This is a genomic window from Natrinema sp. H-ect4 (assembly GCF_041894845.1).
Classification (GTDB): Archaea; Halobacteriota; Halobacteria; order Halobacteriales; family Natrialbaceae; genus Natrinema.
In genome coordinates this window covers 20,776-46,910 of record NZ_JBHDYC010000019.1, presented here as the reverse complement: position 1 = coordinate 46,910, position 26,135 = coordinate 20,776, and the positions used below count along the sequence as shown (strand labels likewise).

General features: G+C 64.3%; 22 protein-coding genes. 7 read left to right on the top strand and 15 right to left on the bottom strand.

Annotation, left to right across the window (positions count from 1 at the left end; all coding sequences use genetic code 11):
- Window positions 1-82: 82 nt before the first annotated feature.
- From ACEWFR_RS19825 to leuS, 4 genes are all read right to left on the bottom strand, one after another.
- Window positions 83-844 (bottom strand): YqjF family protein, encoded by a 762-nt coding sequence (locus tag ACEWFR_RS19825; protein ID WP_374062671.1) that lies wholly within the window; start codon window positions 842-844, stop codon window positions 83-85.
- A 139-nt stretch (window positions 845-983) separates the two neighbouring features.
- A complete protein-coding gene (locus tag ACEWFR_RS19820; RefSeq protein WP_374062670.1) occupies window positions 984-1,748 on the bottom strand; it encodes a bacteriorhodopsin in 765 nt (254 codons plus the stop codon).
- A complete protein-coding gene (locus ACEWFR_RS19815; RefSeq protein WP_374062669.1) occupies window positions 1,745-3,994 on the bottom strand; it encodes a methyl-accepting chemotaxis protein in 2,250 nt (749 codons plus the stop codon). The genes ACEWFR_RS19820 and ACEWFR_RS19815 overlap by 4 nt, the downstream gene beginning before the upstream one ends.
- 307 nt (window positions 3,995-4,301) lie before the next feature.
- The gene (leuS, locus tag ACEWFR_RS19810; protein ID WP_374062668.1) at window positions 4,302-6,959 is read right to left on the bottom strand and encodes a leucine--tRNA ligase; all 2,658 of its coding nucleotides are present in this window, start codon (window positions 6,957-6,959) and stop codon (window positions 4,302-4,304) included.
- Between the two features lie 181 nt (window positions 6,960-7,140).
- On the opposite strand from leuS, the gene ACEWFR_RS19805 reads away from it, so the two are divergent.
- Window positions 7,141-7,911 carry an SDR family NAD(P)-dependent oxidoreductase gene (locus ACEWFR_RS19805; protein WP_374062667.1) on the top strand — a complete coding sequence of 257 codons (771 nt, stop codon included), beginning with the start codon at window positions 7,141-7,143 and terminating at the stop codon, window positions 7,909-7,911.
- A 26-nt stretch (window positions 7,912-7,937) separates the two neighbouring features.
- On the opposite strand, the gene ACEWFR_RS19800 is transcribed toward ACEWFR_RS19805, so the two are convergent.
- From ACEWFR_RS19800 to ACEWFR_RS19790, 3 genes are all read right to left on the bottom strand, one after another.
- Window positions 7,938-8,738: a hypothetical protein gene (locus tag ACEWFR_RS19800; protein WP_374062666.1), complete on the bottom strand. Its 801-nt coding sequence runs from the start codon at window positions 8,736-8,738 to the stop codon at window positions 7,938-7,940.
- Between the two features lie 168 nt (window positions 8,739-8,906).
- On the bottom strand, window positions 8,907-9,326 hold the full coding sequence (locus tag ACEWFR_RS19795; RefSeq protein ID WP_374062665.1) for an Hsp20/alpha crystallin family protein: 420 nt from the start codon (window positions 9,324-9,326) through the stop codon (window positions 8,907-8,909).
- A 99-nt stretch (window positions 9,327-9,425) separates the two neighbouring features.
- A complete protein-coding gene (locus ACEWFR_RS19790) occupies window positions 9,426-9,884 on the bottom strand; it encodes a peroxiredoxin (RefSeq protein ID WP_374062664.1) in 459 nt (152 codons plus the stop codon).
- A 219-nt stretch (window positions 9,885-10,103) separates the two neighbouring features.
- Between ACEWFR_RS19790 and ACEWFR_RS19785 the strand changes: the two genes are divergently transcribed.
- Window positions 10,104-10,262 carry a hypothetical protein gene (locus ACEWFR_RS19785; RefSeq protein ID WP_374062663.1) on the top strand — a complete coding sequence of 53 codons (159 nt, stop codon included), beginning with the start codon at window positions 10,104-10,106 and terminating at the stop codon, window positions 10,260-10,262.
- Window positions 10,263-10,302: 40 nt separating this feature from the next.
- Here ACEWFR_RS19785 and pheA read toward each other — a convergent pair whose 3' ends face one another.
- The 3 genes from pheA to ACEWFR_RS19770 form a co-directional block, all read right to left on the bottom strand.
- Entirely contained in the window at window positions 10,303-11,115 is an 813-nt protein-coding gene (gene pheA / locus ACEWFR_RS19780; protein ID WP_374062662.1) for a prephenate dehydratase, read from the bottom strand.
- A 73-nt stretch (window positions 11,116-11,188) separates the two neighbouring features.
- The gene (locus tag ACEWFR_RS19775; protein WP_374062661.1) at window positions 11,189-12,499 is read right to left on the bottom strand and encodes an MFS transporter; all 1,311 of its coding nucleotides are present in this window, start codon (window positions 12,497-12,499) and stop codon (window positions 11,189-11,191) included.
- 530 nt (window positions 12,500-13,029) lie between these two features.
- Window positions 13,030-13,338 carry a non-histone chromosomal MC1 family protein gene (locus tag ACEWFR_RS19770; RefSeq protein ID WP_098727332.1) on the bottom strand — a complete coding sequence of 103 codons (309 nt, stop codon included), beginning with the start codon at window positions 13,336-13,338 and terminating at the stop codon, window positions 13,030-13,032.
- A 239-nt stretch (window positions 13,339-13,577) separates the two neighbouring features.
- Here ACEWFR_RS19770 and ACEWFR_RS19765 point away from each other — a divergent pair, with 239 nt between their 5' ends.
- Entirely contained in the window at window positions 13,578-13,775 is a 198-nt protein-coding gene (locus tag ACEWFR_RS19765) for a hypothetical protein (protein WP_098725211.1), read from the top strand.
- Window positions 13,776-14,024: 249 nt separating this feature from the next.
- On the opposite strand, the gene pheT is transcribed toward ACEWFR_RS19765, so the two are convergent.
- Together pheT and ACEWFR_RS19755 are read right to left on the bottom strand one after the other, a co-directional pair.
- On the bottom strand, window positions 14,025-15,737 hold the full coding sequence (gene pheT / locus ACEWFR_RS19760) for a phenylalanine--tRNA ligase subunit beta (protein ID WP_374062660.1): 1,713 nt from the start codon (window positions 15,735-15,737) through the stop codon (window positions 14,025-14,027).
- A complete protein-coding gene (locus tag ACEWFR_RS19755; protein WP_374062659.1) occupies window positions 15,737-17,263 on the bottom strand; it encodes a phenylalanine--tRNA ligase subunit alpha in 1,527 nt (508 codons plus the stop codon). Before ACEWFR_RS19755 ends, pheT begins: the two co-directional genes overlap by 1 nt.
- A gap of 451 nt (window positions 17,264-17,714) precedes the next feature.
- Between ACEWFR_RS19755 and ACEWFR_RS19750 the strand changes: the two genes are divergently transcribed.
- Complete coding sequence (locus ACEWFR_RS19750; protein ID WP_374062658.1) at window positions 17,715-18,662, top strand: UbiA family prenyltransferase; 948 nt, start codon at window positions 17,715-17,717, stop codon at window positions 18,660-18,662.
- A gap of 102 nt (window positions 18,663-18,764) precedes the next feature.
- The gene (locus ACEWFR_RS19745) at window positions 18,765-20,453 is read left to right on the top strand and encodes a histidine kinase N-terminal 7TM domain-containing protein (RefSeq protein WP_374062657.1); all 1,689 of its coding nucleotides are present in this window, start codon (window positions 18,765-18,767) and stop codon (window positions 20,451-20,453) included.
- 11 nt (window positions 20,454-20,464) lie between these two features.
- On the opposite strand, the gene ACEWFR_RS19740 is transcribed toward ACEWFR_RS19745, so the two are convergent.
- The 3 genes from ACEWFR_RS19740 to ACEWFR_RS19730 form a co-directional block, all read right to left on the bottom strand.
- Window positions 20,465-21,811, bottom strand: coding sequence for a hypothetical protein (locus ACEWFR_RS19740; RefSeq protein ID WP_374062656.1), 1,347 nt, complete (start codon window positions 21,809-21,811; stop codon window positions 20,465-20,467).
- A gap of 141 nt (window positions 21,812-21,952) precedes the next feature.
- Window positions 21,953-23,599 (bottom strand): tryptophan--tRNA ligase, encoded by a 1,647-nt coding sequence (locus tag ACEWFR_RS19735; protein WP_374062655.1) that lies wholly within the window; start codon window positions 23,597-23,599, stop codon window positions 21,953-21,955.
- 59 nt (window positions 23,600-23,658) lie between these two features.
- Window positions 23,659-24,294: an IS6 family transposase gene (locus ACEWFR_RS19730; protein WP_374062654.1), complete on the bottom strand. Its 636-nt coding sequence runs from the start codon at window positions 24,292-24,294 to the stop codon at window positions 23,659-23,661.
- 116 nt (window positions 24,295-24,410) lie between these two features.
- Here ACEWFR_RS19730 and ACEWFR_RS19725 point away from each other — a divergent pair, with 116 nt between their 5' ends.
- Entirely contained in the window at window positions 24,411-24,806 is a 396-nt protein-coding gene (locus ACEWFR_RS19725; RefSeq protein ID WP_374062691.1) for a methylated-DNA--[protein]-cysteine S-methyltransferase, read from the top strand.
- Between the two features lie 169 nt (window positions 24,807-24,975).
- Window positions 24,976-25,905 carry an ornithine cyclodeaminase family protein gene (locus ACEWFR_RS19720; protein ID WP_374062690.1) on the top strand — a complete coding sequence of 310 codons (930 nt, stop codon included), beginning with the start codon at window positions 24,976-24,978 and terminating at the stop codon, window positions 25,903-25,905.
- Window positions 25,906-26,135 lie beyond the last annotated feature (230 nt).

The following is a 26,135-nucleotide window of genomic DNA, read 5'->3' as shown; positions in this document are numbered from 1 at the left end:
CGCTCACTTACTGCACTCGCGTGAGCTGGCAGCCGACCGAACTGCGGGCGCGTCTCGATTCATTGATGGCCGCTCGCACTACTCACGTTCCACGCAGTCGTCGCAGAATCGAGCCGGTCATCGAAAGCTCGTCGGCGTAGTGGACGACCGGGTCGTCGGTCGTGCTTGGCAGGCCGTTGGCCTTGAGCATCGTGTTCTCGTGGATCGTCACCTCGGCGGGCTGGAGCGGCCACGGATCGTGTGCGACCTCGCCGGCCAGTACGCCGTTGGCGGTCGGCGTGTAGAACCGCCGACGGGCGGTGAGCCAGTGCTCGAGCATGTCCGGTTCGGCGGTCCGGATCTCGCCGTCGGGACGGTAGGTCGCGGCGAATCGAGCGGGTGTGTCACCGTCCGTCCGCCGGCGCTCGCTCGCGAAGGCAACGTGGTTCTCTTCGGTGGCTCCAACTCGAATGTTCGCGTCGGAGATGGGCAATCTCGTCGTTCGGCCGATCGTCGTCGCGATCGGCGACCTGTCGAGATCGATACTGAAGAAAAAGACGCCGGGGTCGCCCCGATAACGGACGTATGTCCGGACGGTGAGTACCGGAAACGCCAGCCGAGTGATCGACGGCGTCCCGCGGAGACCCACGTTCGTCAGCACGAACGGGAGCACGCTCAGCCAAGCGCGGCCGTCCCGCGTCTCGAGAGTCAGTTGACCGGGGACGTGCGGTCGAAGTTCGTCCGGATCGACCGGCCAGTGAGCGAGCAGTCCGTGGCGCCAGGTCATCGAGGCGACGTGCGGTGCGGTCGGCGACGATCCTCTTGCGAACGTCCATCGAAACGGATCCGTGCGTTGTGTAGTCATCCTCGGAACCAACAGGTACTGTCACTACCCGACGACGGGGCGACGTAAATACTAGATAGGATGCTGTCAAATCCGATGGCGGTTTGCCCGTTGCCCCGCGGACAGGGCCGCCGTCTGATACCGAACCGTGGCGCTTGCGTCAGTCAGCCGGATCGACCGCTGTGTCGTCGGATCTCTCGAGTGTGACGCCGTCCGAGCCGTCGTCACCCGCGTCCGACGATCTGAGACTCTCGATCACCTGATCGGTGGCGTCGGTCGCTCGTAACACCAGCACGCCGAACCCGATCCGGGCGAGGATGTCGAGGTAGGACACGACGAAGATACCGCCGAACGCGTCGAGCAGTCCGAGGCCCTGTCGCGAGACGAATCCCATGATCAGATAGAACACCCAGAGCAACAGGAGCAAGTTCCGGAGCTTCCCGTAGAGCAGGACGCGCTCGCCGCTTTGGGCTGCGGAGCGCTTCGTGAGCGGCCACACCATCAGGTAAACGATCGCCACGAGGGAGACGATCGTGACGATCCCGGCCGCCGCGTTCAACGGGGGCTCGAGGAGATAGCGGGCCATCGTCGAACCGACCCACGCCACGCTCAGAACGGCGGCTGCAGCCAGTTGTCGTCGCGTCGCGCCGGCGATCAGCCCGGCGACGATGACCATGATCGGCGTCACGATCGTGTAGTCGACGTACCGGGTCATCGGAATCGGATCGCCTCCCGCCGTCGTAATTCTGAACAGCTCGATCGACATTCCGAAGTTGGCGAGCGCGAGCGTCCCGCAGATGATCGGGACGGGCAGGTAGTACCGTCGCTTCCCGGCCGGCATTCGTACGATCCAGACGAGGAAGCCGACGGTTGCGGCAACCATCGCGTAGAAGGCGATCCGATAGAGTTGGAGTTCGGGGATCATCGGCTGTCACCTCCCTGTCCCGCCGGGGTCGCGGTCGGATCGGCCCCTGCGGAAACGGTGAACTCGTCGACGGCGTCGGCGAGGTTCGCCGCCCGTTCGTCGAGCCGCGTCGCCTCGGCGGAGACGTCGGCGATCGTCGCAGTGGTCTCTTCGGCGGCCGCGGCGACCTGCTGGGCCTGCGATGTCGTCTCGTCGGCGACGCTCGCGACGTCTTGGACGATCGTCGCCAGCTCTTCGGCGGACCCAGCCTGTTCGTCGGTCGCCTGATCGATCTCCTGGACGCCGATCGTCACCTGTTCGATCTCTGTGGCGATCCGGTCGAGTCTGTCCGAGAGCGAGTCGACCTGTTCGGTCGCCGACCCGATCGTCGATTCGGCCGCCTCGATCTGCCTGGCACTCTTCGTCGCGCGCTGCTGTATCGATTCGATCATAGTTTCGACGTCGTCGACCGCCGTCTGGGTCTCAGCTGCGAGTTCCTTGACCTCGTCCGCGACGGCCTGGAAGCCGCCGCTATCGCTCGAGGCGCTTTCGGATCGCGCGGACTCGATGGCCGCGTTCAATGCGAGCATGTTGGTCTGGCCGGCGATCTCGTCGATCAGTTCGACGATCTCTTGGATCTGCTCGGCCTCCTCGTCCAGCGACCGGATCGTCTCGGCGACGGCTTCCGTCTGGTCGCTGGCCGCGTGCATCTCCGCCGTCGTCTCGGTGGCCGCCCGCTGGCCGTCGGTCGCCAGTTCGTCGACCTGACTGGACTGCTCGGCGATGGTACTCGTCGCGGCGGCGACCTCCTCGACGGTCGCGGACATTTCCTTGACCTCGGTCGACGCCATCGACAGGTCCTCGGCCTGCGATGCGGAGCCGTCGGAGATCTCCTGGACCGACGTGCTGACCTCCTCACTCGCCCGCCGGATCTCGTCGGAGCTGGTCTGGACCTCCGTACTCGTCCGCGCGACCTCCGCGGAGATCGTCTTGACCTGAGCGACCGTCTCCTCCAGATCGGCGATCATCTCGTTGAACGCCTCGGCGATCGAGACCATCGCCTCGTGGTCCGTCTCGGGCTCGAGGCGCCGCTGGAGGTCACCGTCGGCACACGTCGCCATGACCTCGCTGTAGCGCTCGGCTTCGGCCTCGAGCTCGCGGTTTCGCTCTTCGGTCGTGCGCTGTGCTTCGCGGGCGCGTTCGCGCTGGTCCTCGAGGTCCGATAGCGTCTCTTGAAGCGAGTCTCGCATCGACGCAAAGGAGCCGTAGAGCGATCCGACCTCGTCGATCCGGTCAGTCTCGAACCTGACGTCGAGGTCGCCGTCACCCATCCGTTCGGCTTTGCCGGCGAGCTGCCGGAGGTTCAGCGAGATGTTCCCGCCGAGGACGATCCCGACGAGGCCGAGGTGGAGGACGACGACCAGCAGCAAGGCGAGTAACGACGACGTCGCGGTCTGCTGTGGGCCGTAGACGGCCGTCGCGGTATCGTAGCTCGTGACCGTCAGCGATTCGCCGTCGGCGTCGACTGTCGCCGATGTGGCCGCGAACTCCGTGTCGGAGTCTTCGGGTGTTCCGGTCGCGACGCCGTCTCCGTCCGGCGAAGCGGCGGCGAGGACGGCGTCATCGCCGACCGTCGCCGCCTCGCCGACCGACGCGATCGGCTCGCCGTTTGCATCGGTGACGATCGTCCGCCGGTCGTCTGCGGTCTCGAGGGTTGACCCGAACGCGCTCACGGGGGCGGAAACGGCGACGTAGCGGTCCGATCCGCCGTCGACGGCGGCGACGAACGACAGCACCGACTCATCGCTCGCGACTGCGTCGTGGGCGGCGCTGGGTCCGTCGCTTGCACCCTCGACGTCGGCCGTTTCGAAGAAGTTCTCACCGACCGCGCCGTCCGCACTACTCGCGAGCACCTCGCCGTTGCCGCCGAGATAGTGGACTTCGCTGATTCGGTCCCCACGCGTCGACTGGGCCGTCGCGAGCCGTTCGCTGATCTCAGCGTTGGTCCCCTCCTGAACGGTGGCATCCGCGGCCAGCCCGCTCGCCGTTTCGGCGTTCGTCTCGAGCCAGGCCGCTGCGACGTCGCTTCGGTCCGCTGTTCGATCGCTGAAGTGGTCTTCCGCCGCCGGGCCGACCGTACCGGAGACGTGGCCCAAAAAGAGCGCGGAAACCAGAACCGTCATCAGGACGACGAGCAAGAATATGAGACCGATCTTTACACTGTACGTTTCTCTGAGCCGATCAGGGAGATAGTCCTCGAATGCCATAGTGTCTCGTTGATTCGTCGGGCGGCGCGACGCTACCCGATGTCTTCTTTACCAATGTTTACCCATCCCAATTGAATGTATCGGTTAAACTTATTATCGAGAATGATAGTCATACACTATTCCGTGAGAATCAGTTCTATAGACGTTATTTCCGGCATTTGGTTTAGCCGAACGACTACTCAAATACATATGAATTATACCCAATTGGGTGGTGCAGGGCGGAAAGCCGACCGCAATATCGGCGAACGACCCGAAACGCTCCGCGGACGGCGCGATCGATTTACGTGCCGGTGATCACTGGGGTGGTTCAGTCGTCTATTTCGATGGCCGGTCGACCGGGCTCGGCGTTCGTGAGCACGTCGTCGTCGGCCTCGTCGGCGCGAACGACGCGAACCGGGGCGTCGAACTCCCGTTCGATCAGCCACGCGGCGGACTCGAGCGCCGCGTGTTCGTCGTCCGGCCCGAGCGTCATCGAGAGCGCCTCGCGTTCGGCCTGGAGGTCCTGCCCGTAGTCGGCCGCGGCGTCGCCCTGCTCGCGGATGTGGGGCTCGCCCATGAGTTCGCCGATCAGGTTGTCGGCGTCGCTCTCGATCGCGATCTCGAGGGCATCGTACTTCCAGTCGGGGGCGACAACGACGTCGATCGCCTGCGGGTCCTCGATCCCGGCGACCTCGACGATGTCGCGGATATCCTCACGAGTGTTCGCGACCAGCCGACGGCGCTTTGACACGTAGTCGCGGTCGACATCGGCGGTCGGCCATTCGGCCTCGGCGACGAATCCCTCGCTGCCCAGTTCGTCGTACAGCTCTTCCGCGATGTGCGGTGCGACCGGCGAGAGCAGTCGGACGACGGCCGACAGCCCCCGCTCGTAGATCTCGGCGTTGGGTTCGGTGTGATTGGCGTATTGTCGCAGCGTCCGCGTCAGATCCTGCGTTTCGCGCAGCGCCTTGTTGAACGTCAGGTCGTCGTACTCGTCGCTGGCGATGGCGATCGTCGCGTCGATCTCCGCGTCGACGTAGCTCGCAACGGCGTCGTCGTCGCCGTCTGGTTCGTTCGTCACGTACTGTTCGACCATCCCCTTCAGCCGATCGAGGAAGGCGTAGGTCGACTGGACGCCCTCCTCGCTCCAGTCGAAATCGCGCTCGGGCTGGGCGGCCTGCATCATGAACAGCCGCGCGGTGTCGGCTCCGTACTCCTCGACGATCCGCTGGGGCGAGACGACGTTCCCCTTCGATTTGGACATCTTCTCGCCCTCGAGCTGGACCATCCCCTGTGCGAGCAGGTTCGTGAACGGCTCGCGGTGCGCTAACCCCTCGTGGTCGGCGAGCACCTTCGTGAAAAAGCGCGAGTAGAGCAGATGCATCACGGCGTGTTCGATGCCGCCGACGTACTGATCGACGGGCATCCAGTCGTTGGCCTGCTCCAGGTCGAAGGGCGCGTCCTCGAGACCCGGCGAGACGTACCGCAGGAAGTACCACGAGGAGTCGACGAAGGTGTCCATCGTGTCGGTCTCGCGGACGGCTTCGCCGCCACAGTCGGGACACGTGGTCTGCTTCCACTCCTCGGCGGCGTCCAGCGGGTTTCCGGTGGTGTTGATGAACTCCGGCAACTCGACGGGCAGGTCCTCCTCGGGGACCGTGACGGGGCCACAGTTGTCGCAGTGAATCACTGGAATCGGGGTGCCCCAGTAGCGCTGCCGGGAGATACCCCAGTCGCGCAGCTGGTACTGCGTGGCCTCCTCGGCGCTCTCGATCTCCTCGGTGAGTCGTTCGCGGGCCGTCTCGCTCTCGAGGCTCGAGTACTCGCCGGAGTCGATCAGGACGCCGTCGTCGGTATACGCTTCCTCGCTCACGTCGGGTGCGTCGGGAACCGTCTTACCGTCCCAGTCGTCCGGTTCGGGTGCGATGACGGGCCTGATCTCGATGCCCTTTTTCTCGGCGAAGGCATGGTCGCGCTCGTCGTGGGCCGGGACGGCCATCAGCGCGCCGGTCCCGACGTCTGAGAGGACGAAATCGGCGACGTAGACCGGGATCTCCTCGCCGGTGACGGGATTCGTCGCGGTCAGTCCCGTCTCGACGCCATTGGGTTCGTCACCGTCCGGGTCGGCCTCCTCCTCGATGAAGTGACGGACGTCGCCGTTCTCTTCGGCCAGTTCCTCGCTGATCGGGTGGTCTGGCGCGAGCGCGAAGAACGTCGCCCCGTGGATGGTGTCGACGCGGGTCGTGAACGCTTCAACCGGGCCGTATTCCCCGATTTCGAAGTCCAGTTCCGTCCCGTACTGCCGACCGATCCAGTTGCGCTGCATCTGGCGGACCGAGTTGGGCCACCCCTCGAGGTCGTCGATGGCTTCCAGTAACTCGTCGGCGTACTCGGTGATCTTCAGGAACCACTGCTCGAGTTCGCGCTGTTCGACGGGCGTGTCACAGCGCCAGCAGAGTTCCGCCTCGCCCTCGACCTGCTCGTCGGCGAGGACGGTCTCGCAGTGGGGACACCAGTTGACCTCGGCGTCGCGGCGCTCGACGAGCCCCTCCTCGTGGAACCGCTCGAAGAGCCACTGGTTCCACTGGTAGTATTCGGGCGTGCAGGTGGCAATCTCCCGCTCCCAGTCGTAGCCAAAGCCCATCGACTCCATCTGTTCGGTCATGGTCTCGATGCAGTCGAACGTCCAGTCGCGGGGATTCGTGTCGCGCTCTTTGGCCGCGTTCTCCGCGGGGAGACCGAACGCGTCCCAGCCCATCGGATGGAGGACATCGTCGCCGCGCATCCGGCGATACCGAGCATACGCGTCCGTAATCGTGTAGTTGCGAACGTGTCCCATGTGGAGTTTGCCCGACGGATACGGGTACATTCCGAGGACGTACGTCGGATCCTCGACGTCGTCGGGCGTCCGATAGACGTCCGCCTCGTCCCACGCCTCCTGCCAGCGCCGTTCGACCGTCGCGTGGTCGTATCCCGCGTCGCTCATTTGCTTATATACGTCTAGGAGGGGACGCCGTCCTATAGCTTTCCATACCGTACCCCGTCGGGCCGTCGAACGGCCTCGTCGAACGGTCCCGGCGAATGCCCCTCGAGCCGTACCGAACGCTCGGTCCCGACCGGTTCCGGGAGGCAAGCGATTTTATTCTCGTCCCACCACACCCCGAGGTATGGGAGCAGATTCCACCGTCTTCGTCACGGGTGCGAGTCAGGGACTCGGTCGCGAAATCGCCACCGCGTTCGCCGACGAGGGTGCGAACGTCGCGCTCGCGGCCAGGAGCGACGGCATCTACGAAACTGCAGCCCAGATCGACGCCCCGGACCGAACGCTGGCGATCGAGACCGACGTGACCGATCCCGAATCGGTCGCCGATGCGATCGACGAGACCGTCGACACCTTCGGCGGGCTGGATTGTCTCGTGAACAACGCGGGGATCGCCGGCCCCACCGCGCCGCTCGAGGAGACGACCGACGGCGAGTGGATCGAGACTCTCGACGTCAACGTCGTCGGCGTGGCTCGCGTCACGCGGGAAGCGGCCCCGCACCTGCGCGAGTCCGAGCAGGGAAGCGTCATCAATATCTCCTCGATCGGCGGCAAGCGGCCCTACGCCAACCGAGGCCCGTACGCTGCCTCGAAGATGGGTCTGATCGGGGTGACTCGCGCGCTGGCGGCCGAGTTCGGCGACGACGGCGTCACCGTCAACGCGATCTGTCCCGGCCCGGTCGAGGGCGAGCGAATCCGCGGCGTCTTCGAGCGACAGGCCGAGGCGGCGGGCGTCTCCGCGGAGGCGGTCGAGGGAGAGGTCCTCGAGAGTCTCATGATCGACGAACTGGTCCCGCCCGCGGAGGTCGCCGACATGGCCGTCCACCTCGCGAGCGCGGACTCACGGCACATCACGGGCCAGGACATCAACGTCTCGTCGGGCGGGGCCTGGTACTAGCGTCGGCAGCGGAATCGCGAGTGAGTTTAGAGGACGGCGAGAACCGCGACGAGCAGGCCGATACCGACGAATACCCCGCCGCCCGCCCGACGGAGTCGGACCGACGAGCGAACCTGCTCGCGCTGGTCTTCGAGGCTCCCGGTCGCGATGATGAGCGGCGTCTCCTCGGTCCCTCGCAGGACGTATCCGTCGGCCGTTTTGGTCAGCTCGCCCCGAATTACTAGCTCGTCGGCGTCTCGGACCACGGTCGCCTGATACTTGTCGGGCATGGTGGTCTTCCCGCCGACGTTGACCGTAAACTCCAGATCACTAATGACGCCGTCCTCGCTCGCCAATCCCGTCCGCTCGAGGAAGCGATTGACCGGGCCGAGGTCCCCGAGATAGGACTCCGTCTCCGGCTCGCCCAGAAACAGTTCCGGCGAGTCGAAGGGGTCGTCGTCCGCGTCGGTTGCCAGCGTCGTCGCGTCCACGCGGACGCGGTCCCAGCTGTGATCGATGGCGAACTCGCCGATCGTGAGTTCGGCCTCGGCGGTCCGCCACCGGGTGCCGTTCGGTGCGTTCTCCTTCCGGCGGACGCGCCACGCCCAGAGGGCGGCCGAGTCGCCCCCGTTCGGCTGGGGACCGGTCCGCGTCGGCGACGCCGGCTCGAGGACGTGGACCGGACCACTTACGGTGGCTTCGCCGCCCGGCTCGATCGGCTCGTCGCCCGCCGATGCGAGTTCGCTGATCGTTTCGCTTCGATCATCGAGTTCGCCGGCTCGAGACAGCACGATACCGCCGAACAGGAGAAAGATCCCCGCGAAGACGAGTGCGACCACTTGAACCATGGTGGAGCTGTTATTATCGAGACATAATAACTGCCCGGAAACGACCGATCACGGTGACGGTCCGACAGGTGACCGCGCGGACGCCGTCGCGCGGTCGCGTCACTGCGTCGGTCGGTGACCCCGGTCTACGACCGAACGCCGGGCGGCTTTGAAGGGCTCCAGCGCCGGCTACTCGATGTCGATCTGTTTCGAGTCCCCGCTTCCCGAGACCTTCGGCAGTCGGACCGTCAGCACGCCGTTCTCGAAGCCGGCGGCCACCGACTCCTCGTCGACCGGCTCCGGCAGGCGGATCCGGCGACTCGCCGACGTTTCGGTCCGCTCGCGCCGGAGGTATTTGCCCTTGGGATACTCCTCCTCGTCGGTCCGATTGGCCTCGAGGCGCAGCGTCCCGTCCGAGAGCGTCAGTTCGATGTCGTCGGTCTCGTAGCCGGGGAGGTCGGCCGTCACGACGTACTGCTCGTCAGTGTCGGCGACGTCGACCGGCACCGAGCCGGGGACCTGTAGTCCGCCTGCGCTCATGCCCTCTTCGACCTGTCGGCTCACGCGGTCGAGCATCTCCTCGATATCGTCGAACGGATTGCGTCGCATACTCAAGTGTAGGGGCCCGACCGGGATAAATTCTGCCCGCAGTGCGACGACAGAAGGCAGGGCGCTCGACGGCGGCTCGCGTTTCGGAGATCGAACGCGTCACTCGGGGAGGGTGACGAGCCCGTCGTCGAGCGCGTCAAGCAAGACGTCGCGTGCGTGACCGTCGGGGTCGACGCCCTCGTAGACCGCCTGTACTTCGCCGTCGGCCAGCACAAACGTCGTCCGGGTGGTCACGCCGCTGTCGCGCCGTTCGACGTCGAACGCGTCGGCGATCTCGGCGTCGGGATCGGCCAGCAGGTCGAACTCGAGGCCCTCCGACTCGGAAAAGGACCGGTGGGAGTCGACGCCGTCGACCGAGACGCCGTAGACATCGACGCCGGCGTCGCGATAGGTCTCGCGCTCGCGCTGGAACTGGTTCGCCTCGACCGTACACCCCGGCGTGTCGTCTTTCGGGTAGAAGTAGACGACCGTCGGTTCCTCGAACGCTGGCGAGACCTCCTCGCCGTCCTGATTGCGTGCGGTCACGGTCGGCGCGTCGTCGCCTGCAGCGAGTGGCATACTCGTGGTAGCGTGGGACGCGAAAAAACAGTTTGTGGTCCGGCCGGACGATTCTCGCTCGAGCGACCGATATTTTCCCGTCGGCGGTACGAGCGAACGTCTCCGTTTCGAGTGAACAGGTACACGAGATCAGCCGGAACGGGCTTGTAATTCGGTGCCGATCTCGGTCATTTCTGCCCACATCACTCGTATTATACCCCCTTCCGAGTACGATCACGTATGGAAGATATCGTGCTTCACACTGGTGCAGAGCACCCCGACCTCCTGTGGATCCTCGGTCCGGCACTCCTCTCGTTCGTCGCGGGACTCGGAATCGGCTCCTACGTTGACCGCATTCGAGCGTGGTTCCGTCCGGAGAGCGATCCGATGATCGAGTAATCGAGTTCTCTCCTTTTCCGTCGCTCGAGTCGCGAGGCCGTTACTCGACGACGTGTTCCGTATCGTACGAGCCCAGCCGCCGGACCCAGCCGTTCTCGGCCAGTTCTTCGAGATCCTCGATCGCCTCCTGCGTCCGCGCCTCGTAGAGCCCGGCCTCGAAGTCGACGTGGAAGACGTAGTCACCTAAGCGCTCCCCGCTCGGCCGGGACTCGACGCGGGTCAGGTTGATGTCTCGATCGGCGAACGGCTCGAGCAACTCGAGCAGCAAGCCGGGATAGTTCGCGTTCGGGTAGACCACCAGCGAGGTCTTGCCGCCGCCCGTCGAGCGCTCCGCAGCGGGTGCGATCGCCAAAAAGCGCGTCGCGTTCGAGTCCTGGTCCTGAATGTCCTCGGCCAGCACCTCGAGTTCGTCGCCGCCGAGGGCCGGGTGGCCGATACCTGCGACCGAGGGATCGTCGCGGGCGAAATCGACGCCCTGAGCGGTGCTCGCGACGGCCTCGAGCGTGGCGTCGGGGTACTCGCGCTCGAGGTAGGTGCGACACTGCGCCAGCGCTTGCGAGTGGCTGGCGACGGTGTCGAACTCGGGACCCTGCGCGAGCAGGGCGTGGCGGATCGGCGTGACGATCTCGCGGACGACGGCGATGTCGTAGTCCGCGATGGCGTCGAGGCTCTCCGTCACGGAGCCCTCGATGCTGTTCTCGATGGGAATGACGCCGCGGTCGTATTCGCCCGCGGCGACGGCGTCGACGATCGCCGTGACCGACTGGCGGAAGTCGATCTCGTCGCCGTCGGCGATCGCGTTCGTCGCCCGGTGTGAGTAGGTTCCTTCGGGTCCCAGCGTCACTGCAGTCATACCCGCCGATAGCAGGCTACGGGCCAAAAGACCGTCGGGTTCTCGGGGCCAGCCAACGACGGTTTCTCAGCACTCAGTCGTCGATCGGTGCCCCGGAGGTACCGCTCCCGCCGCTCGAGGCCAGAAAGCCGTCTTCGGTCGCCCGTTCGGCGAGGCGCGGCTGGAAGACCCACGCGCACAGCAACAGAATGGGGATCATCGTGGCCGCGACGACGGAGTAGCCGGTGTGGAGGCTCGGCATCATCGGTGCGGCGTAGACGAGCGGGTAGACGATTCCGCCGACCGTGCCGACGCCCCCGACGACGCCGGCGACGGCACCGGAACTGTTCGGGAACATCGCCGGCACCTGTGCGAAGATCGCGCCCTCGGCGAACGCACAGCCCATGCCGACGATGAAGCCGGCCGCGACGGCCAGCAGCACCTGGCCGGTCAGGCCAGCCAGCGTCATCCCGACCATCGCGAGCACGATGAAACACAGCGAGACGAACGTCCACTGCTCGCGGTAGCGACCCGTGAAGATCGGCAGGATGTTCTTCTCCGTGCGGGCGAGCAGGTCGCTGACGTAGCCGCCGATCGGCCGAAGCAGGCCGGCTGCGACGGAGAACGTCGCGGCGAACGTACTGGCGAGCACGAGGTTGTTCGTGTTGAACCCTTCCCGGTAGTACGTCGCCAGCCAGCCGTTCATCGAGAGCTCGAGGCCGAAGCTCATCACGTACGCCAGCGCGAGCACGACCGTTCCGTAGCGGGTGGCGGTGTAGAGCCAATCTTTGAGGTTCGCCGTCGACTTGGTCGCCTCTCGTTTCGCGTCGCTCTTGGCGGCCTCGCCGATCGTGTAGTAGACGATCGCTAGCAGGATCGAGACGATCCCGGTGTAGAAGAAGGCCGCTCGCCAACTCGTCTCGAAGATCGGACCGCTCCAGTTCTCGGTGAACACGCGCGGGAGGATGAGCGCACCGCCGGCGGCACCGGCGTTGCCGACGCCGGCGTAGATTCCCTCTGCAGTTCCCAGTTGCTCCTCGTCGAACCACTCGGAGACGTGCTGGATCCCGATGACGAAGGTGATTCCCGCAGTCGCGACGATCAGCCGCTCGACGAAGAAGACGGCGTAGGACTGAGCGAACGCCGACGCGATGGAGAAGATGCCAACGTACGTTAACACGATGGCGAACACCGTCGGCGCGCCCCAGCGATCGGAGAGCCAGCCGGTCAGAATGCGACCGAACGGCGCAAGCCAGATCGCCGCGCTCGCGAGGACCCCGATCTCCGCGAGCGAGAGGCCGAACTCCTCGGCCATCGGCCCCGTGAACGGCGCGAAAGAGAACCAGATCAGGAACGAGAAGTTGAACCCGATCGTTGCTAACACTAGCGTCCGCCACTTGGTCATCGTGATCACGACTGCTCACCCCGACTGAAGCTGCAAGTAGTGCACTTGAACTTCCTCGCTTCCATTGCGGAAGGGGGAACAAACGTGTTATTGGTGTCCGAACTTTCATCGATCTCGCCCCATATTTTTCGGACTTCTTCGATGTTTTTCAACATAGCTCACTCGAGTTGTTTGGGAACTCCCGTATAAATCCACTTATTAGAATATACCCAACCGTACGGCAGTGCTCTAACAAAGACGCCCTGTATTATGGCGTTTAATTTCCAGACAAATGGCTTATTCTGGGAGTATTGTGAAAATACACAATCCTCTATTCGGTGCGCGTCGTCGTTCGTTCGGTTCTCTCGCCAAACTGGATTCGTCGGCTCACAAGCGGGCTGGACGACCCTCCTCGGGTCGTTCGGAAATCGAAGATTCTCGAATGACTTGCCCCCGAGACGATCCACATGATACGCGGCAGCACACTCTCTCCGACCTACCGACGCCGCTCCTGTCGCTGTCACACCGGAGAAAACTACCGATCGGACGGCTTACTCGTCGAGGTGCTCGATTCCCTTCTTCGAGACGTTCGCTTCCGTAATCTCGTCGGGCATCCAGTCGGGCTTGTCGTCGGGAGCCGTCTCCTCCCACGCCCAGCCGTCGTAGATGTGTACCTTGTCCGTCCCCTTCTCGCGAAGTTTGAGTTCGACGCGGTCCGCCGCCTCCTCGCTCGAGCCGGGCTCGAGCCGTCTGGCCGCCTTGAGTGCAGCCTGTCGAGGTGTGTTTCCCGAGAAGACACTCGACTCGTCGTCGGGTGATTCGCGCAGTGCAAAGTTTCGTTTACCGTCTTCGCGTACCATGATTATCGCCTCCATGTCAGTCAAGCACACGATCCGACATAAAGATATCCCCAAAAACCGACCGACTGCGCCAGTATCTTTAAGTGAGTAGCGTACACCATTTCACCGCAATATCGACACCCCGGATCCGGTCGCCGTGCTGTCGTTGGTCGCTCGTTGCGTGCGTGACACAGTCACTCGCCGAGCCGTCGAAAACACTTAAGTATATCCTACGGCGAAGTTCGGAATAGAATCCCGCGATGGTACGGAAAAAGAAGCTGAGTCCAAGCGGTGCGAAAGACGACGACGGTAACTACCACAACGTCCACCTCAACCTCCACGAAGACGAACTCGAGGTCGCGGGCATGGATATCGGCGACGAGGTCTTCGTCCGGGTCCGGGACGGCAAGATAATCATCCAGAAAGCCAACGAGGACGACGTCGAACACGAGTTCTAAAAACCGACCTTTTGCTCTGCGGGCGCGGCAGAGCCGCGCCCTCGGCAAAACGTCGATGAAAAGCACTCCTCCTTCCTCTCCGTTCGCTGACTCGCGGTTTCACCGCTCGTCTATCCGCGGCGCGTAGCGCCGCGTAACCGCTCACTTCGAGTCAGTCGTCGGCCCGCTCGCTCGTTTCACTCGCTCGCGGTACAACACTTGGACTGCAACCCGCAGCAACGCCGCTGAAACGAAAAACTGCTTTCTCCCTCAGCGCAGCGCCTCGAGGTCGAACTCGAACGCCGAGACCGGCACCTCGAGATCGTGCTCGACGAGCACCTTCGGATGGACCTCGCCGATCACGCCGACCTCCTCGCCGTCGATGACGACCGCTGCGGTTCGACCCGAAATGAAGGTCGGGTGGTCGGTCGGCGGCGTCTCGAGGTCGACATCGAAGTTGCGAGTGAGGGTCTGCAGTCGGGCCTTGGCGTCCTCGTAACCGGCCTCGTGACTCGCGAGGACGGCACCGACGCGGCGTCCCTCCGCGACCCCGGTGTTCTCGCGCTCGTCGACTTCGGCGGCGAAGCCGATCTCGGCGAGATTTTGTGGGTACGAACGGTGGGTGTTCCGCTCGAGGACCATCAACAGCGACGGCATGACCCACGTCCGGAGCATGGTGAAGTCCTCGCTGTAGGGCTCTTTGATCGTCGCGGGCTCGCCGGCACCGTAGACGTCCTCGCCCGGCGCAATCTCGAGCCGGTCGAAGTTCTCCCCCTCGCTGATCATATGGAAGTTCAGCAGGTCCTCGAAACCCAACCCGACCAGCTGGGTTCGGGCGGCGTTCTCGAGCCGGGAGCGCTCGTGACGCCCGCCGACGGTTCCCACATCGGGATAGCGGGGCTCGAGTTCGTTGAAGCCGTAGGCCCGCCCGAGGTCGTCGATGACATCAAGCGGGTGGAGCACGTCGACGCGGTAGGGGGGAATCGTCACCTCGTAGACCAGATTACCGTCTTCGTTTTCTTCTTTTTCCGCCTTGAGACCCGATCGCTCGGCGAGATCGATCACTTCGTCGGGGTCGAGCCCGATCCCGAGGATCGTCTCGATGCGATCGTGGGCGACCGTCTTCGTCTTCATCGAGAGGTCCGGGCGGACCACTTCGTGATCGGGATACTCGACCGTCACCTCCTCGAGGGTGGCCCCGCGAGCCGACAGCGCGTAGCAGACGATGTTCAGCATCTTGTCGATCGTCCACTGGTCGGTGCCCGTCATCTCGACGAACAGGTCTCTCGAGTCCGTCGAGACCTCGGTCCGCCGGCCGTTGATCACCGGCGGGAACGAGAACAGCCCGATGCTGTCGTAGATCGCCGGATACCGATCGTACTCGCTCACGAGGTCGGCGTAGGTCTGGCCCGTCTGGTGCTGCTCGAGCACGTCGGCCGGCGTCATCTCCTGATCGGAATCGAGCGGCACGAACCGGTCCTCGTCGGGTTCGACGCCGACGTACCGGATGGTCGGGTTCCCCTCCGTCGCGGCGGTCCCCTTGAGCATCGTCAGATCGTGAATCCCGATCGCCCCCTTCGCGCGCTTGCGCCCCATCGTCGCGTGGAGTTTCTCCTGCAGTTGAATGAGGGACTCGAGGGCTTCCTCGTCCAGATCGACATCTCGAACGACTGCGCCCGTGACGTACGGACGCTCGTCGGGGACCGATTCCTCGACTTCGATCGTCCACTCCGACGAGTTCGGCGAGGGAACGTGCACCCCTCGCGCGTCGCCGTACTGATACCGCATCGAGCGGGCGACGCCCTCGACGGAGAGCCGATCGAGGCGGTCCGGCGCGAACTCGAGTTCGAACTCGCCGTCCTCCGTGCGCCCTTCGAACTCGAGGCCGAGGCCGAACAGGTCGTTGATCAGATCGTCGTCGCTCTTTTCGTCGTGGCCGGTCAGATCGCGCAGTTCGTCGGGGTCGATATCGACGGTGGGCATCAGTAGGTCACCTCGGTTTCGCGCAGCAGTTCGAGGTCACACAGGGTTCCGTGGATGTCCCGGATGTCCTCGAAGCCGTACATCAGCATGAGCAGTCGCTCTAGGGCGAGTCCCCAGGCCATCACGTCGCACTCCACGCCGAGGGGCTCGAGCATCTCCTCGCGGAAGATGCCGGAGTTGCCGATCTCGACGAGTTCGCCGGTCGTCGGGTGGGTCCCGAACAGTTCGAAGCTCGGCTCCGTATAGGGGTTGTAGTGGGGCTTGAACTGGATGTCCGTGATCCCGAACTGGGAGTAGAACTCCTCGAAGGTGCCCATCAGATCGCGAACCGAGAGGTCCTCGGCCATCACCCAGCCTTCGATCTGGAAGAACTCGAGTAAGTGCGTCGGGTCGAGCGTGTCGTTTCGGTACACCTTCTCGACGCTGAAGTACCGCTGTGGCGGCTCGAGATCGCCCACCTCCTCGCCCGAGAGGTAGCGGGTCGACAGCGAGGTGGTGTGTCCCCGAAGCGCAAGCGCCCGGGCGAAGTCCTCGTCCCACGGCGAGTGATAGCCCTCGCCGTCCGGGCCGACGCCCTCCCGGTGAGCGCGCTCGACGCGCTCGACGAGGTCCGCGGGGAGGTCGTCGATGTGGGTCGGCTGCTCGAGGGCGAACCGGTCCCAGTGCGTGCGCGCGGGATGATCCTGGGGCATGAACAGGCAGTCGTTGATCCAGAAGTCCGCGTCGACGTGGGGTCCGTCCATCTCCTGGAACCCCATCCCGACGAGGGTGTCTTTGACGCGCTCGGCGGTCTGGCGCAGGATGTGGACCTTGCCGCCCTCGACCTGTTCGGCGTCAGCTTCGACGTTGTATTCCGCGAATTCGACGTCTTCCCACTCGCCGCTCGTCAGGAGCTCCGGGGTGACCTGGCCGACTGTCTCGGCGGTCTCGATGCCCGCCATCAGCTCCGTGACGGCGCGCTCGGTCAGCGTGACTTCGCGGACCGTCGATTCGCGGCGCTCGAGCAATCCGCGGCGCTCGAGTCCCTCGAGCGTCTCCGAATCGACGTCGACGCTGTCGATGGGCGCGTCGTCGGCGTCGGCGAGTGCCTCGAGCGCGTTCGCCTCCGCGTCTGCGGCCGGATCGGCGTCGGGGTCGGCGGTGATCTCGCCGCTGTCGATCGCGCCGTAGCCCTTGCGCGCGTAGTTCGAGAGCGCGATGTCGACCGCGCCGCCCTCGAGCCCCGACGCGCCGATGACCTGCCCCATCGAGACGGGGTCGGCGTCGGCTCCGGCCTCGAGGGCGGCCTCGTAGAGCCGGACCTCGGGAAGCCCGTCGGTGACGTACTCGCGCCCCTCGTCGGTCAGCGCAACCGTTTCGTCGACACGCTCGCTGACGGCGACCAGTCCCTCGTCCGCGAGTTCGAAGACGGCCCCGGTGACGGTTTCGGGGGGGAGGTCGGTCGCCGCGGCGAGGGCGTCGACGGACGTTGCCTCGTCCGCATTCGCGGTCTGAAGGACCGCGACCTGTTGTGCTGGAAGTTGCATTCGCTTGTTCGTATGCCTGCGTGTCGGTCAGTTAGCGGTTCCGATATGCCCGGGCATCGGGGCCGGGGGAAGAGCGCGGTCGGTTTCGCCGCGAGCGCTCGGTGTGAGCGCTCGCGGATCCACCGACCCGGCGTTACCGGGCGAAGAAGAAACCGAATCCCGACCGCTCGTGCGTTGACTGTCCGCCGACACCGGCCCGCTGGGATTCGGGTGCCATAGGTCCCGCCTCTCGACGATACGCGAAAAAACTTGCGCCTGGTGTGGCTCTCGTCGTGACCGACAGCGGTCGCTCCTCCCAATCGTGCTCGTTGCGGGCCGCAGTCGACCGTCGATTCGCGTTTTCGGCTGGTAATCAAATTCGACTGCATCCCATACTTACATCGTTCAGAACTGCCGATATATTTACTACGGGGCGGCCGGTAGGCGGTCGCTCTCGAACACTATTGAAACTATGAGACGAACCAATCAGACGCTCTCAGACGTGGGTAGCACGGCGGCCGCGCTACTCAGCACGCTGCTCGCTCAACTCCCCTCGAGTCCGGGACGGGCATGGAACGCACTGGTGTACAGTTCGGCGTATCTGTCGCTAATCGCGATGGCCGAGGTGGTCATCGTCTCGACCCTCCTCTCGCTGCCGCCGAGTCCGGCGGCGGTCGTCGTTGGGCTGGTCGTCTTCGCCGTCTACACCAACGACCGCCTCGCGGACGTCGACACCGACGTGATGTCGAATCCTGGACAGGCGGCGTTCGTCAGACGACATCGGGACGTCCTCTACGTGCTGGCGTCGATCGCGTACGGGCTCGCGGTCGCACTCTCCGTCCTCGGCGGCCCAATCGCACTCGCGGTTGCCTTGCTCCCGGGCGTGTTCTGGGTGTGCTACGCCACGAACTGGATTCCCGGGAGCGGGAGCGTCGGACGCGTCCAGCGGCTGAAAGACGTCTTCCTCGTCAATACGATCGTCGTCGCGCTCGCGTGGGCCGCGACCCTGACGTTCCTTCCGCTCGCGTTCGCCGGGGAACCGATCACGACTCCGACGCTCGTCGTCTTCTCGTACTTCTTCCTTCGTGTGGGTACGAACACGGAGATCCCGAACGTCCGCGATGTCGACGGCGACCGGGCGATCGGCGTCCGGACGATTCCGGTCGTGTTCGGCGTCACTTGGACGCGCTGGATCCTCTCCGCGATCGATCTCTGTACGGCCGGACTCGTGGTGCTCGCAGTCTCCCTCGAGTTCCTCTCTCCTGCACACGCGCTCGCGCTCCTCGCCGGAATCGGCTACTCGCTTTCCGTCACGTCGTTGATCGGCCGGGTCGAGAACGAGCGACTGCTGGCGAAGGTCGCCGAATGCGAGTACCTCGTGGTCTTCGTCGCTCTCACCCTCGCCGTCTCGCTCTCCTAACAACTGCACACTTCCGTTCTCTTTCACGAAGGGATGACTCTCCCAGCACGTTTAATAGCGAACAGCGATATCTCCTCCGTATCTGTGTTCTCTATTACTATTTTGTCGACAATATTACTCGCAACCATTGCGATCGGAACGGCGGCGGCGCTCCTCGCCTGGCGGGAACGACCTGAGCCTGGTGCAGTGCCGCTCGTCATCCTGCTCGCCGGACAGTGCTTGTGGTCGGCGCTCTTGCTCTTCGATATCGAGGCATCGACCCTCGGCGCAAAAGTCTTCTGGGCGGATCTCAGATGGATCGGCGTCGTCGCCATTCCGGTCGGCTGGATGCTCTTCTCGCTGGAGTACACCGGTCGGGACCGGTACATCCAGCCGCGCTATGTCGCGCTCCTCTCGATCGTGCCGGTGCTCACCGTCGTCTTTGCACTGACTGACACCGGCTTGCTCTACGCAGACTCGAGGGTGGTTCGCGAGGACGGTATGCTGTTGCTCAGCCGGACTCCCGGCCCCTGGTTCTGGATTATCACCGCCTACACGTACCTGCTGGGGCTGCTCGGTTCCGTTCCGCTCCTGGAACTGATCCGAGACGACTCGCTGCCGTTCAGGGGCCAAAGCGCCGCGCTTCTCATCGGCATTCTGGCACCGTGGGCGAGTAACGTTCTCTTTCTCGTGGGTGCCATCCCGGTCCCGGGACTCGACCCGACGCCGGTCGCGTTTTCGATCTCCGGCGTCGCCTGTCTCGGCGCGCTCACGCGCTTTCAACTCCTGGGGAAGAGCCCGTCGCCGAACCCGCGTGCGCGTCGACTGCTCTTCGAGCGGATGCCGGACGGTGCCATCGTTACCGACAGCCACGACTACATCGTCGAAATCAACGACGCCGGCGCGGACGTTCTGGGAACCGAACCCAGTCGCGTGCTCGGCAGGCCGCTTCAGGAGATCGCTCCCGACGACTCGCTGCTCCCGGCTGACGGATCGGTCGCGACGCGCCGCTCGTTCAAGAGCCCACACGACGGCCGGCTGTACGACGTGACGGCGACCGCCATTACCGACATCCACGACCGGACGATCGGCCACGTTATCACGTTTCACGATATCAGTGAACACGTTCGACAGCAACAGCGCCACGAAGTCCTGAACCGCGTCTTCCGACACAACATCCGGACGGAAACGAACGTCATCAGCAGCTACGCCGAGTTACTCGCGGACGGGGACGATCAGGGTGCTGCCGACGAGATCACGGCGAGCGCGCGACGCATCGAGGAACTGGGGGTCAAAGCCCGCGAAATCGTCGACGTCTTCGAACGAGGGCGGGACTCGATCGAAGCCGTCCCGCTCGAGTCGCTCCTCGCGGACGGCATCGCGATCGTCCGGGAGGAGTATCCAGACGCTTGCATCGATCGTGAGTCGGATCTGGGGGAGATATACGTCGCTAGCGTCCTCGAGCCCGTGTTCGTCAACCTCATCGAAAACGGTATCGAGCACAACACCGGTCCGAACCCGTCCGTTCGAGTCGCGGTCGAATCGGACGGCGATCGGGTACAGATACGTATCGCGGATAACGGATCCGGAATCGACGACTACGAACGGTCTATCCTGGAGCGCGGAACGGAAACGCCGCTGGAACACGGTAGCGGTCTCGGGCTCTGGTTAGCCAAGTGGGGGGCCGAAATCGCCGGCGGTGAGGTGACGTTCGAGACGGACGATCCGACCGGTTCGATCGTTACCGTCGAAGTTCCAGTACTGTCTCCACCCACTGCCCCTCGAGCCGAATCAGACGAAAATCCGTCGTAACGGCCGACCCACTACTGATTCGAGATTCGTGTCGTCTCGAGCGAGCCGGGATCGACCCACTCGAATCCCGACCGCTCGGTCGTCGCCGTCGCCTCGGGGACGTCGACGGGCGCACACCCGTCGGCGAACTCGATGCGAGTCTCATTGGATTCGACCGCGGGTAGCTCCGGAAGGAATTCGTCGTCCTCGAGCAGCCCCCGGACGGAGACGGCTCCGCCCGCGTCGAGCGCCGCGCCGAGCGCACGGTAGCGGTCGTCGTCGGACTGGGGCTCGAGCGCCGTCCCGAACGAGTCGTTGTCGATGCGCGCCGTCTTGCTGGTCCCCGAGAGCGTCCCGAATTCGTCCGCATTCGTCGCGTTTTCGTCGCTACTCGGTGTACTCTCCCCGTCGTCGAACACGGTCGTTTCCGACTCACAGTTCTCGGATCGCTCGTCGTCGTCTTCCTGTCTCGAGACCGCGGGGGTGCCCCGAAGTTCGAAGCCGTCGATCTCGCTCGAGGATGTCGACCCGCTCGGTCGATCCGGGGCTGGACTCGACGGTGGCACGGCCGGCTCGTCGCTCGAGATTCGTTTCGACGATGCCGCCGAATTCAGCACCGATCGCGCGGACGGTTCGGCTTCGTCGATGAGCGAGTCGACGCTCGTCGTCGGATCGCGCGGTCGGTCGGAGCCCCGCTCGAGTGCCCACGGCGGCCACGGTCCGTTGCCGTCGGCACCGAAACCGTCGCCGTCGGGCCCGGTCGCATCGTCGGTCGCCGCAGCCGGGACGTACGCCTCGAGTCCGTGGTCCGGACAGAGCGGTCGATCGACGGCCTCGATTCGCGGGCCGTAGCGGTCGCGCAGGCGCTCGAGCGCACTCGTTTCGATCAGTGCGGCCCGCCAGCGGTCGACGCCCGCCGAGAGGAGGACGAACCGCGCGCCGGTTCCCGCGAGGACGGCGTCGTTGATCGTCCAGAGGACGGCGGGGAGGTTGTCGCTACTCAGCGGTGTCTCGGGATAGGTGACCGACGTCTCGCGGCGGCGGCCGCGGGGATCGGTGGCGGTGAGTTGCAGTCCGTTCTGCGTGTGTGTGATCGTGACCGACCAGCGGATCGACTCGAAAACCGCGGCGAGTTCGCCCTCGAGGTCGGCCTCCGAGTACCGAGCCGGGCAGGCCAGCCCGCGGTCGCTCCGCGTGATCGTCCGACGGAGCACCGTCCGCCGGTCGACGCCCGTCGAGAGCGTCTCGGCCAGCGCCGTCTCGAGGCTCTCGCCATCGGACGGACCCGGTCCGAGATCCGCCGGCGTGACGCCGAACGCACCGAGCACGTCGGCGGGGACCAACAGGTCATCGTTCGACTCGCGGAGGGACCGGGCCATCGATAGTTTCGGGTTCCACGAACGGCCCTATATATCTTTGTCAGACGCTGAAAACGTATTATCTCTCTCACCCGAAAAAACCTATCAGTTCAATCTCACCAGATCGCCAGCACTCGTCAGTACCGTCCGGCTGATCGCCGCTCAGCGACGCCGCGGCGACTCGAGTTCGATGTCGGCCGCCTCGAGTAGTTCTTCGACTTCCTCGCGTTTCTCTTGGTGTTCCTCGAGGAACTCCCGCATGAGCTGGGCGGCCTGCTCCTTGCAGTCGCCACAGAGTCGTTCGCCGCCGACGCACTCGTCGTAGACGCGCTTGGCGAACTCGTCGTCGTCGCCGGCCAGCAGGTACGCGTAGAGTTCGTAGACGGGACACTCGTCCGCTTTGCCGCCGAGTTCGCGCTGTTTCTCGGCCGTCTCACGGCCGCCGGTGGTTGCCGATTTCACCTTGTCGTAGCCGTCCTCGGGGTCGTCCAGCAGCGAGATGTGACTCGCGGGAATCGAGGAGGACATCTTGCCGCCGGTCAGCCCAGTCATGAATCGGTGATAGATCGAGGACGGCGGCTGGAACCCGTAACCGCCGTTGTCGACCTCGACCTGTCGGGCGAGTTCCTCGGCCTCGGTGCGGTCGAGTTCGAAGGCATCGATGTGACTCTCGTAGACTCGCTTCTCACCCCCGATGGCATCGATCAGCGCGTCGAAGGCGTCGTCGGTCGCCCGTCGGTCGAAAAATCGGGTCCGCGGCCGGATCGGTTCCATCCCCGCCTCGGTCAACTTCGTCAGGACCGAACTCAGCGTGTCCGCGCTGACCGCGAGTTCCGACAGCGGCGTCTCCTCGAGCGCTTCGGCGACGTGGACGCACCGAAGCGTATCGTCGTCGAAGTCGGCGGGCTCGAGTCGCTCGTAGAACTCGGTGACCAGTTCGCGCTCCTCGTCTTCGAGTTCGAAGCTGGCGTACGCTTCGGAGACTTTGAAGAAGCGCATCCGCTCTGCGAGATCCCGAGCCAGTCGAACGTGAGGATCCTGATCCGGACCGACGGGGATCACGGTCGGCTTGGGCTCCTCGAGTTGCGGGTAGAGGATGTCGGCCATCTGGGTGACGACCGACTGCATGTGCGAGACATCGGTCTCGCCGTCGAAGCCATAGATCGCCTGGAACTCCGAGAAATTGGCCTCCGCGCCGAGATCGAAGGCGAGATCCTGCACCTCGCGGTTAGTCGACTGACGGTAGAGTTCCCCCTCCTCGGGGTCGAAGCCGAGTGCGAGCAGCGAGAGCAGGTAGTTGCGCGCGTGCTCGTCGATCTCGTCCCAGCTCATTCCGCGAGCCGAGTTGGCCTCGAGGTCGGCGATCAGGCCGTAGGCGTCGGCCCCTTGCTCTTGATGCCAGATGATCTCGTCGAAGACCAGTTTGTGGCCGATATGGGGGTCTCCGGTGGGCATGAATCCCGAGAGGACGGCCGCGGGCTCGTCGTTCCGTAAGGCCTCGGCGACCGGTCGGTAGTCCCGGTGGCCGAAGATGACCCCGCGTCGCATCAGGTAGTGCGGATTCGGCACCTGCTCGAGCAATTCATCGAACTCCTCGATGCCGAACTCCTCGAACAGCTTCCGGTAGTCGGAGACGCTCGAGGATCCCCAGGGGTCCAGCGCGACGTCATCCGCACCTGCGGCTCCGCCGTCGGAGCGGAGCTCCGACGAGGATCGCGATCCAGGGGATCGCTCACCGCCGTCTGTCAGCGGTTCCCCGCTCGTCGGTTCCCCTGACTCGGACTCCTCGAGTGGGTCGTCTCCGGTCATTACGTGCGTTTTGGCTCGGCAGCGCGCAAAAACCTTCGGCTTCGCCGTCGGGGCCGTGTTCAGATTAGTTGATTCCATACGTACGCGTAGCTCTGGAGCCACGTTTCGGCGGTATTCGGTTCGGCGTTTCTGAAACAATTTCCGAACTGGTAGGTTCGTCGTTTTACTTCTTGAAAGAGACGTTCAACGGCGTTCCGATTTCCGTGTGTTTCGTGTCGAAATCGGAGGCTGTGTCGGTTGAGTGCAGCTTTTAGCCAGGGTCCAGAATCGACGAGAAACATGGCGTCGTCGACATCGTGTTTCTCGGTGAGTTCAGAGAGAAAGATCGAGGTGACACCCTCGTTTCGCGTCGGAAACAGCCTAACGTGTAGAAATTTGTTCGTTTCGGGATCGACAGCAGCGTACAGCCAGTAGCGCTGATTGTCGAGGTGGATCACGGTTTCGTCGAGTGCGATGTGATCCGGCTGGGCACCGTCTGCCGGCTGTAAGTCGGCTTTTTGAACCCAGTTATGAACGGTCGAGCGCGCCCGTTCGACACCGAAGCACTCTAAGACAGAGACAGTATCTGAAAGTGACAATCCGCACAACTGGAGCTGGATACTAAGTTCCATGAGCTCGCGCGGTGTCTGCTCGCGCTCCACAAAATCTAACTCGATCCCGATACTAGATCCGTCGAGGCGGTCGAATTCTGGCATAGCACAACGAATTCCACCGCCTCACTCCTTCAAACTCTAATCTGAACAGCGCCCGCCGTCGGCGAAATCATCGGTCGGCGAGAGTGAAGTGGATGCGCGTCGAACGTCGATTGACGATGCACGTTCAGGTATTCGGGCGTCAGCGGGAGATCGACGAGTCGCGGATCGACGCGGACCCGGAAACGATCCGCGAACAGGTGCGGGCGTACGAGGCCGGCGAGCGGGGGACGTTCGACCTCGAGATCGAGTTCCCCGACGACTTCACGGGACGCGTCATGCGAGCGATGACGGCGATTCCGGCCGGCGAAACGCGAACGTACGGTAAAATCGCGTCCGACCTCGAGAGCGCACCGATCGCGGTCGGGCAGGCCTGCGGCCGCAATCCGATTCCCGTGATCGTTCCCTGTCATCGGATCGTCGGCGTGGACTCGCTCGTCGGCTACGGCGGCGGGCTCGAGTTGAAACGGCAGTTACTCGAGCACGAGGGGGCAGCGCTTCCGAGCGAGCCGTAGACATTCGCCGCTCGCCGTTGCCGTGTCAACGGGCGAGAGCCGCCGCGCGGCTGAATTGGTATATAGTAGCCACTGAAACGAGTTACACGCTGATCGCATCGCTGTCATGTGATCAGGTGTACAGTAACTTTCAGTGGCTACTATAGTCCATCCGCCCGACGGGTCGATCATGCCCGATTTCCCCATCCTCACTGACGGTGATGTCTACTCCGAGTTCGACTATGAGCAAGTCGTCGACGCCATGCGCGACGCGTTCGCGGAACGCGCTGCAGGAACGCTCGAGGCCCCGCCGCGCTGGCATGTCGACGCCGGCGAGGGCGAGTTGGTGTTCACCGCCGGCTCCGCGACCGGGCCGGCGAACGTGACCGGATTCAGGGTCTACGAGACCCACCCCGAGTCCGGCGACGAGCACACGGAACTGGTGGCCGTCTTCGATGCAACCACTGGCGCGTTCGCTGGCCTGTTCGTCGGGTTCGCGATCGGCGGGCTCCGGACCGGCGGCATCGGTGGCGTCGCGATCGATCGCCTCGCTCGCGAGGACAGCGAGACGCTCGGGGTTCTCGGCTCGGGGTTTCAGGCTCGAGCGCAGGTCGGCGCGGCGTGTGCCGCCCGCGACCTCGAGGAGGTTCTGGTCTACAGTCCGACCGCAGAGAGCCGCGAGTCGTTCGTCGAGACTACCGACGGCGAGGTCGAGCCGCCCGTCCGCGCGCTCGACGATCCCGAACCGGTCGTCCGCGACGCCGACGCGCTCGTCTGTGCGACGAACAGCGAGGTGCCCGTTTTCGACCCCGACTGGCTCGAGCCCGGCACCCACGTCACGACGATCGGGCCGCGATTCCGGGACGCCCACGAACTCCCGCTCGAGGTGGTCGACCGCGCCGACGCCATCGCGACCGATTCGCTCCCGCAGGTCGACGCCTATGACCGGCCGTACGTCGCGTCGGGCGACGACCGCGAGCGAATGGTCGAACTCGCCGACGTGCTCGAGAACCCCGATCTCGGCCGCCAGCGCGCGGACGACATCACGCTGTTTTGTTCGGTCGGGCTCGCAGGAACGGAGGTCGTGCTCGGGGCGGAACTTCTTGAGCAGTTTACGTAGACGGAGTATCACGTGCGGTGGCGCGCGCTGTCGACTGCCCGAGAGATAGCGAGGGCAGTCGACGACACTGTGCGAGGGATGAGTGAACGACTGAAAGGAGTGAACGAATCGGTTGGGGAGGGTGTGGATTTTCCGTGTTGCCAGCATGAGCAGAACGCTCGTCGTTCACAACCCTCAGCATTCAAAACGAAGTAGACGGCTATAAACAGCGATCGATGACCGTCTCTGAT

Coding starts and splice junctions, on each gene's coding strand:
- ACEWFR_RS19740 (WP_374062656.1), bottom strand. CDS start 21,811: ATGGCCCGGTCCCTCCGCGAGTCGAACGATGACCTGTTGGTCCCCGCC.
- ACEWFR_RS19750 (WP_374062658.1), top strand. CDS start 17,715: ATGAGACGAACCAATCAGACGCTCTCAGACGTGGGTAGCACGGCGGCC.
- ACEWFR_RS19795 (WP_374062665.1), bottom strand. CDS start 9,326: ATGCGACGCAATCCGTTCGACGATATCGAGGAGATGCTCGACCGCGTG.
- ACEWFR_RS19825 (WP_374062671.1), bottom strand. CDS start 844: ATGACTACACAACGCACGGATCCGTTTCGATGGACGTTCGCAAGAGGA.
- ACEWFR_RS19725 (WP_374062691.1), top strand. CDS start 24,411: ATGCACGTTCAGGTATTCGGGCGTCAGCGGGAGATCGACGAGTCGCGG.
- ACEWFR_RS19815 (WP_374062669.1), bottom strand. CDS start 3,994: ATGGCATTCGAGGACTATCTCCCTGATCGGCTCAGAGAAACGTACAGT.
- ACEWFR_RS19790 (WP_374062664.1), bottom strand. CDS start 9,884: ATGCCACTCGCTGCAGGCGACGACGCGCCGACCGTGACCGCACGCAAT.
- ACEWFR_RS19765 (WP_098725211.1), top strand. CDS start 13,578: ATGGTACGGAAAAAGAAGCTGAGTCCAAGCGGTGCGAAAGACGACGAC.
- ACEWFR_RS19775 (WP_374062661.1), bottom strand. CDS start 12,499: ATGACCAAGTGGCGGACGCTAGTGTTAGCAACGATCGGGTTCAACTTC.
- ACEWFR_RS19800 (WP_374062666.1), bottom strand. CDS start 8,738: ATGGTTCAAGTGGTCGCACTCGTCTTCGCGGGGATCTTTCTCCTGTTC.
- ACEWFR_RS19805 (WP_374062667.1), top strand. CDS start 7,141: ATGGGAGCAGATTCCACCGTCTTCGTCACGGGTGCGAGTCAGGGACTC.
- ACEWFR_RS19730 (WP_374062654.1), bottom strand. CDS start 24,294: ATGCCAGAATTCGACCGCCTCGACGGATCTAGTATCGGGATCGAGTTA.
- leuS (WP_374062668.1), bottom strand. CDS start 6,959: ATGAGCGACGCGGGATACGACCACGCGACGGTCGAACGGCGCTGGCAG.
- pheT (WP_374062660.1), bottom strand. CDS start 15,737: ATGCCCACCGTCGATATCGACCCCGACGAACTGCGCGATCTGACCGGC.
- ACEWFR_RS19820 (WP_374062670.1), bottom strand. CDS start 1,748: ATGATCCCCGAACTCCAACTCTATCGGATCGCCTTCTACGCGATGGTT.
- ACEWFR_RS19735 (WP_374062655.1), bottom strand. CDS start 23,599: ATGACCGGAGACGACCCACTCGAGGAGTCCGAGTCAGGGGAACCGACG.
- ACEWFR_RS19720 (WP_374062690.1), top strand. CDS start 24,976: ATGCCCGATTTCCCCATCCTCACTGACGGTGATGTCTACTCCGAGTTC.
- pheA (WP_374062662.1), bottom strand. CDS start 11,115: ATGACTGCAGTGACGCTGGGACCCGAAGGAACCTACTCACACCGGGCG.
- ACEWFR_RS19770 (WP_098727332.1), bottom strand. CDS start 13,338: ATGGTACGCGAAGACGGTAAACGAAACTTTGCACTGCGCGAATCACCC.
- ACEWFR_RS19785 (WP_374062663.1), top strand. CDS start 10,104: ATGGAAGATATCGTGCTTCACACTGGTGCAGAGCACCCCGACCTCCTG.
- ACEWFR_RS19755 (WP_374062659.1), bottom strand. CDS start 17,263: ATGCAACTTCCAGCACAACAGGTCGCGGTCCTTCAGACCGCGAATGCG.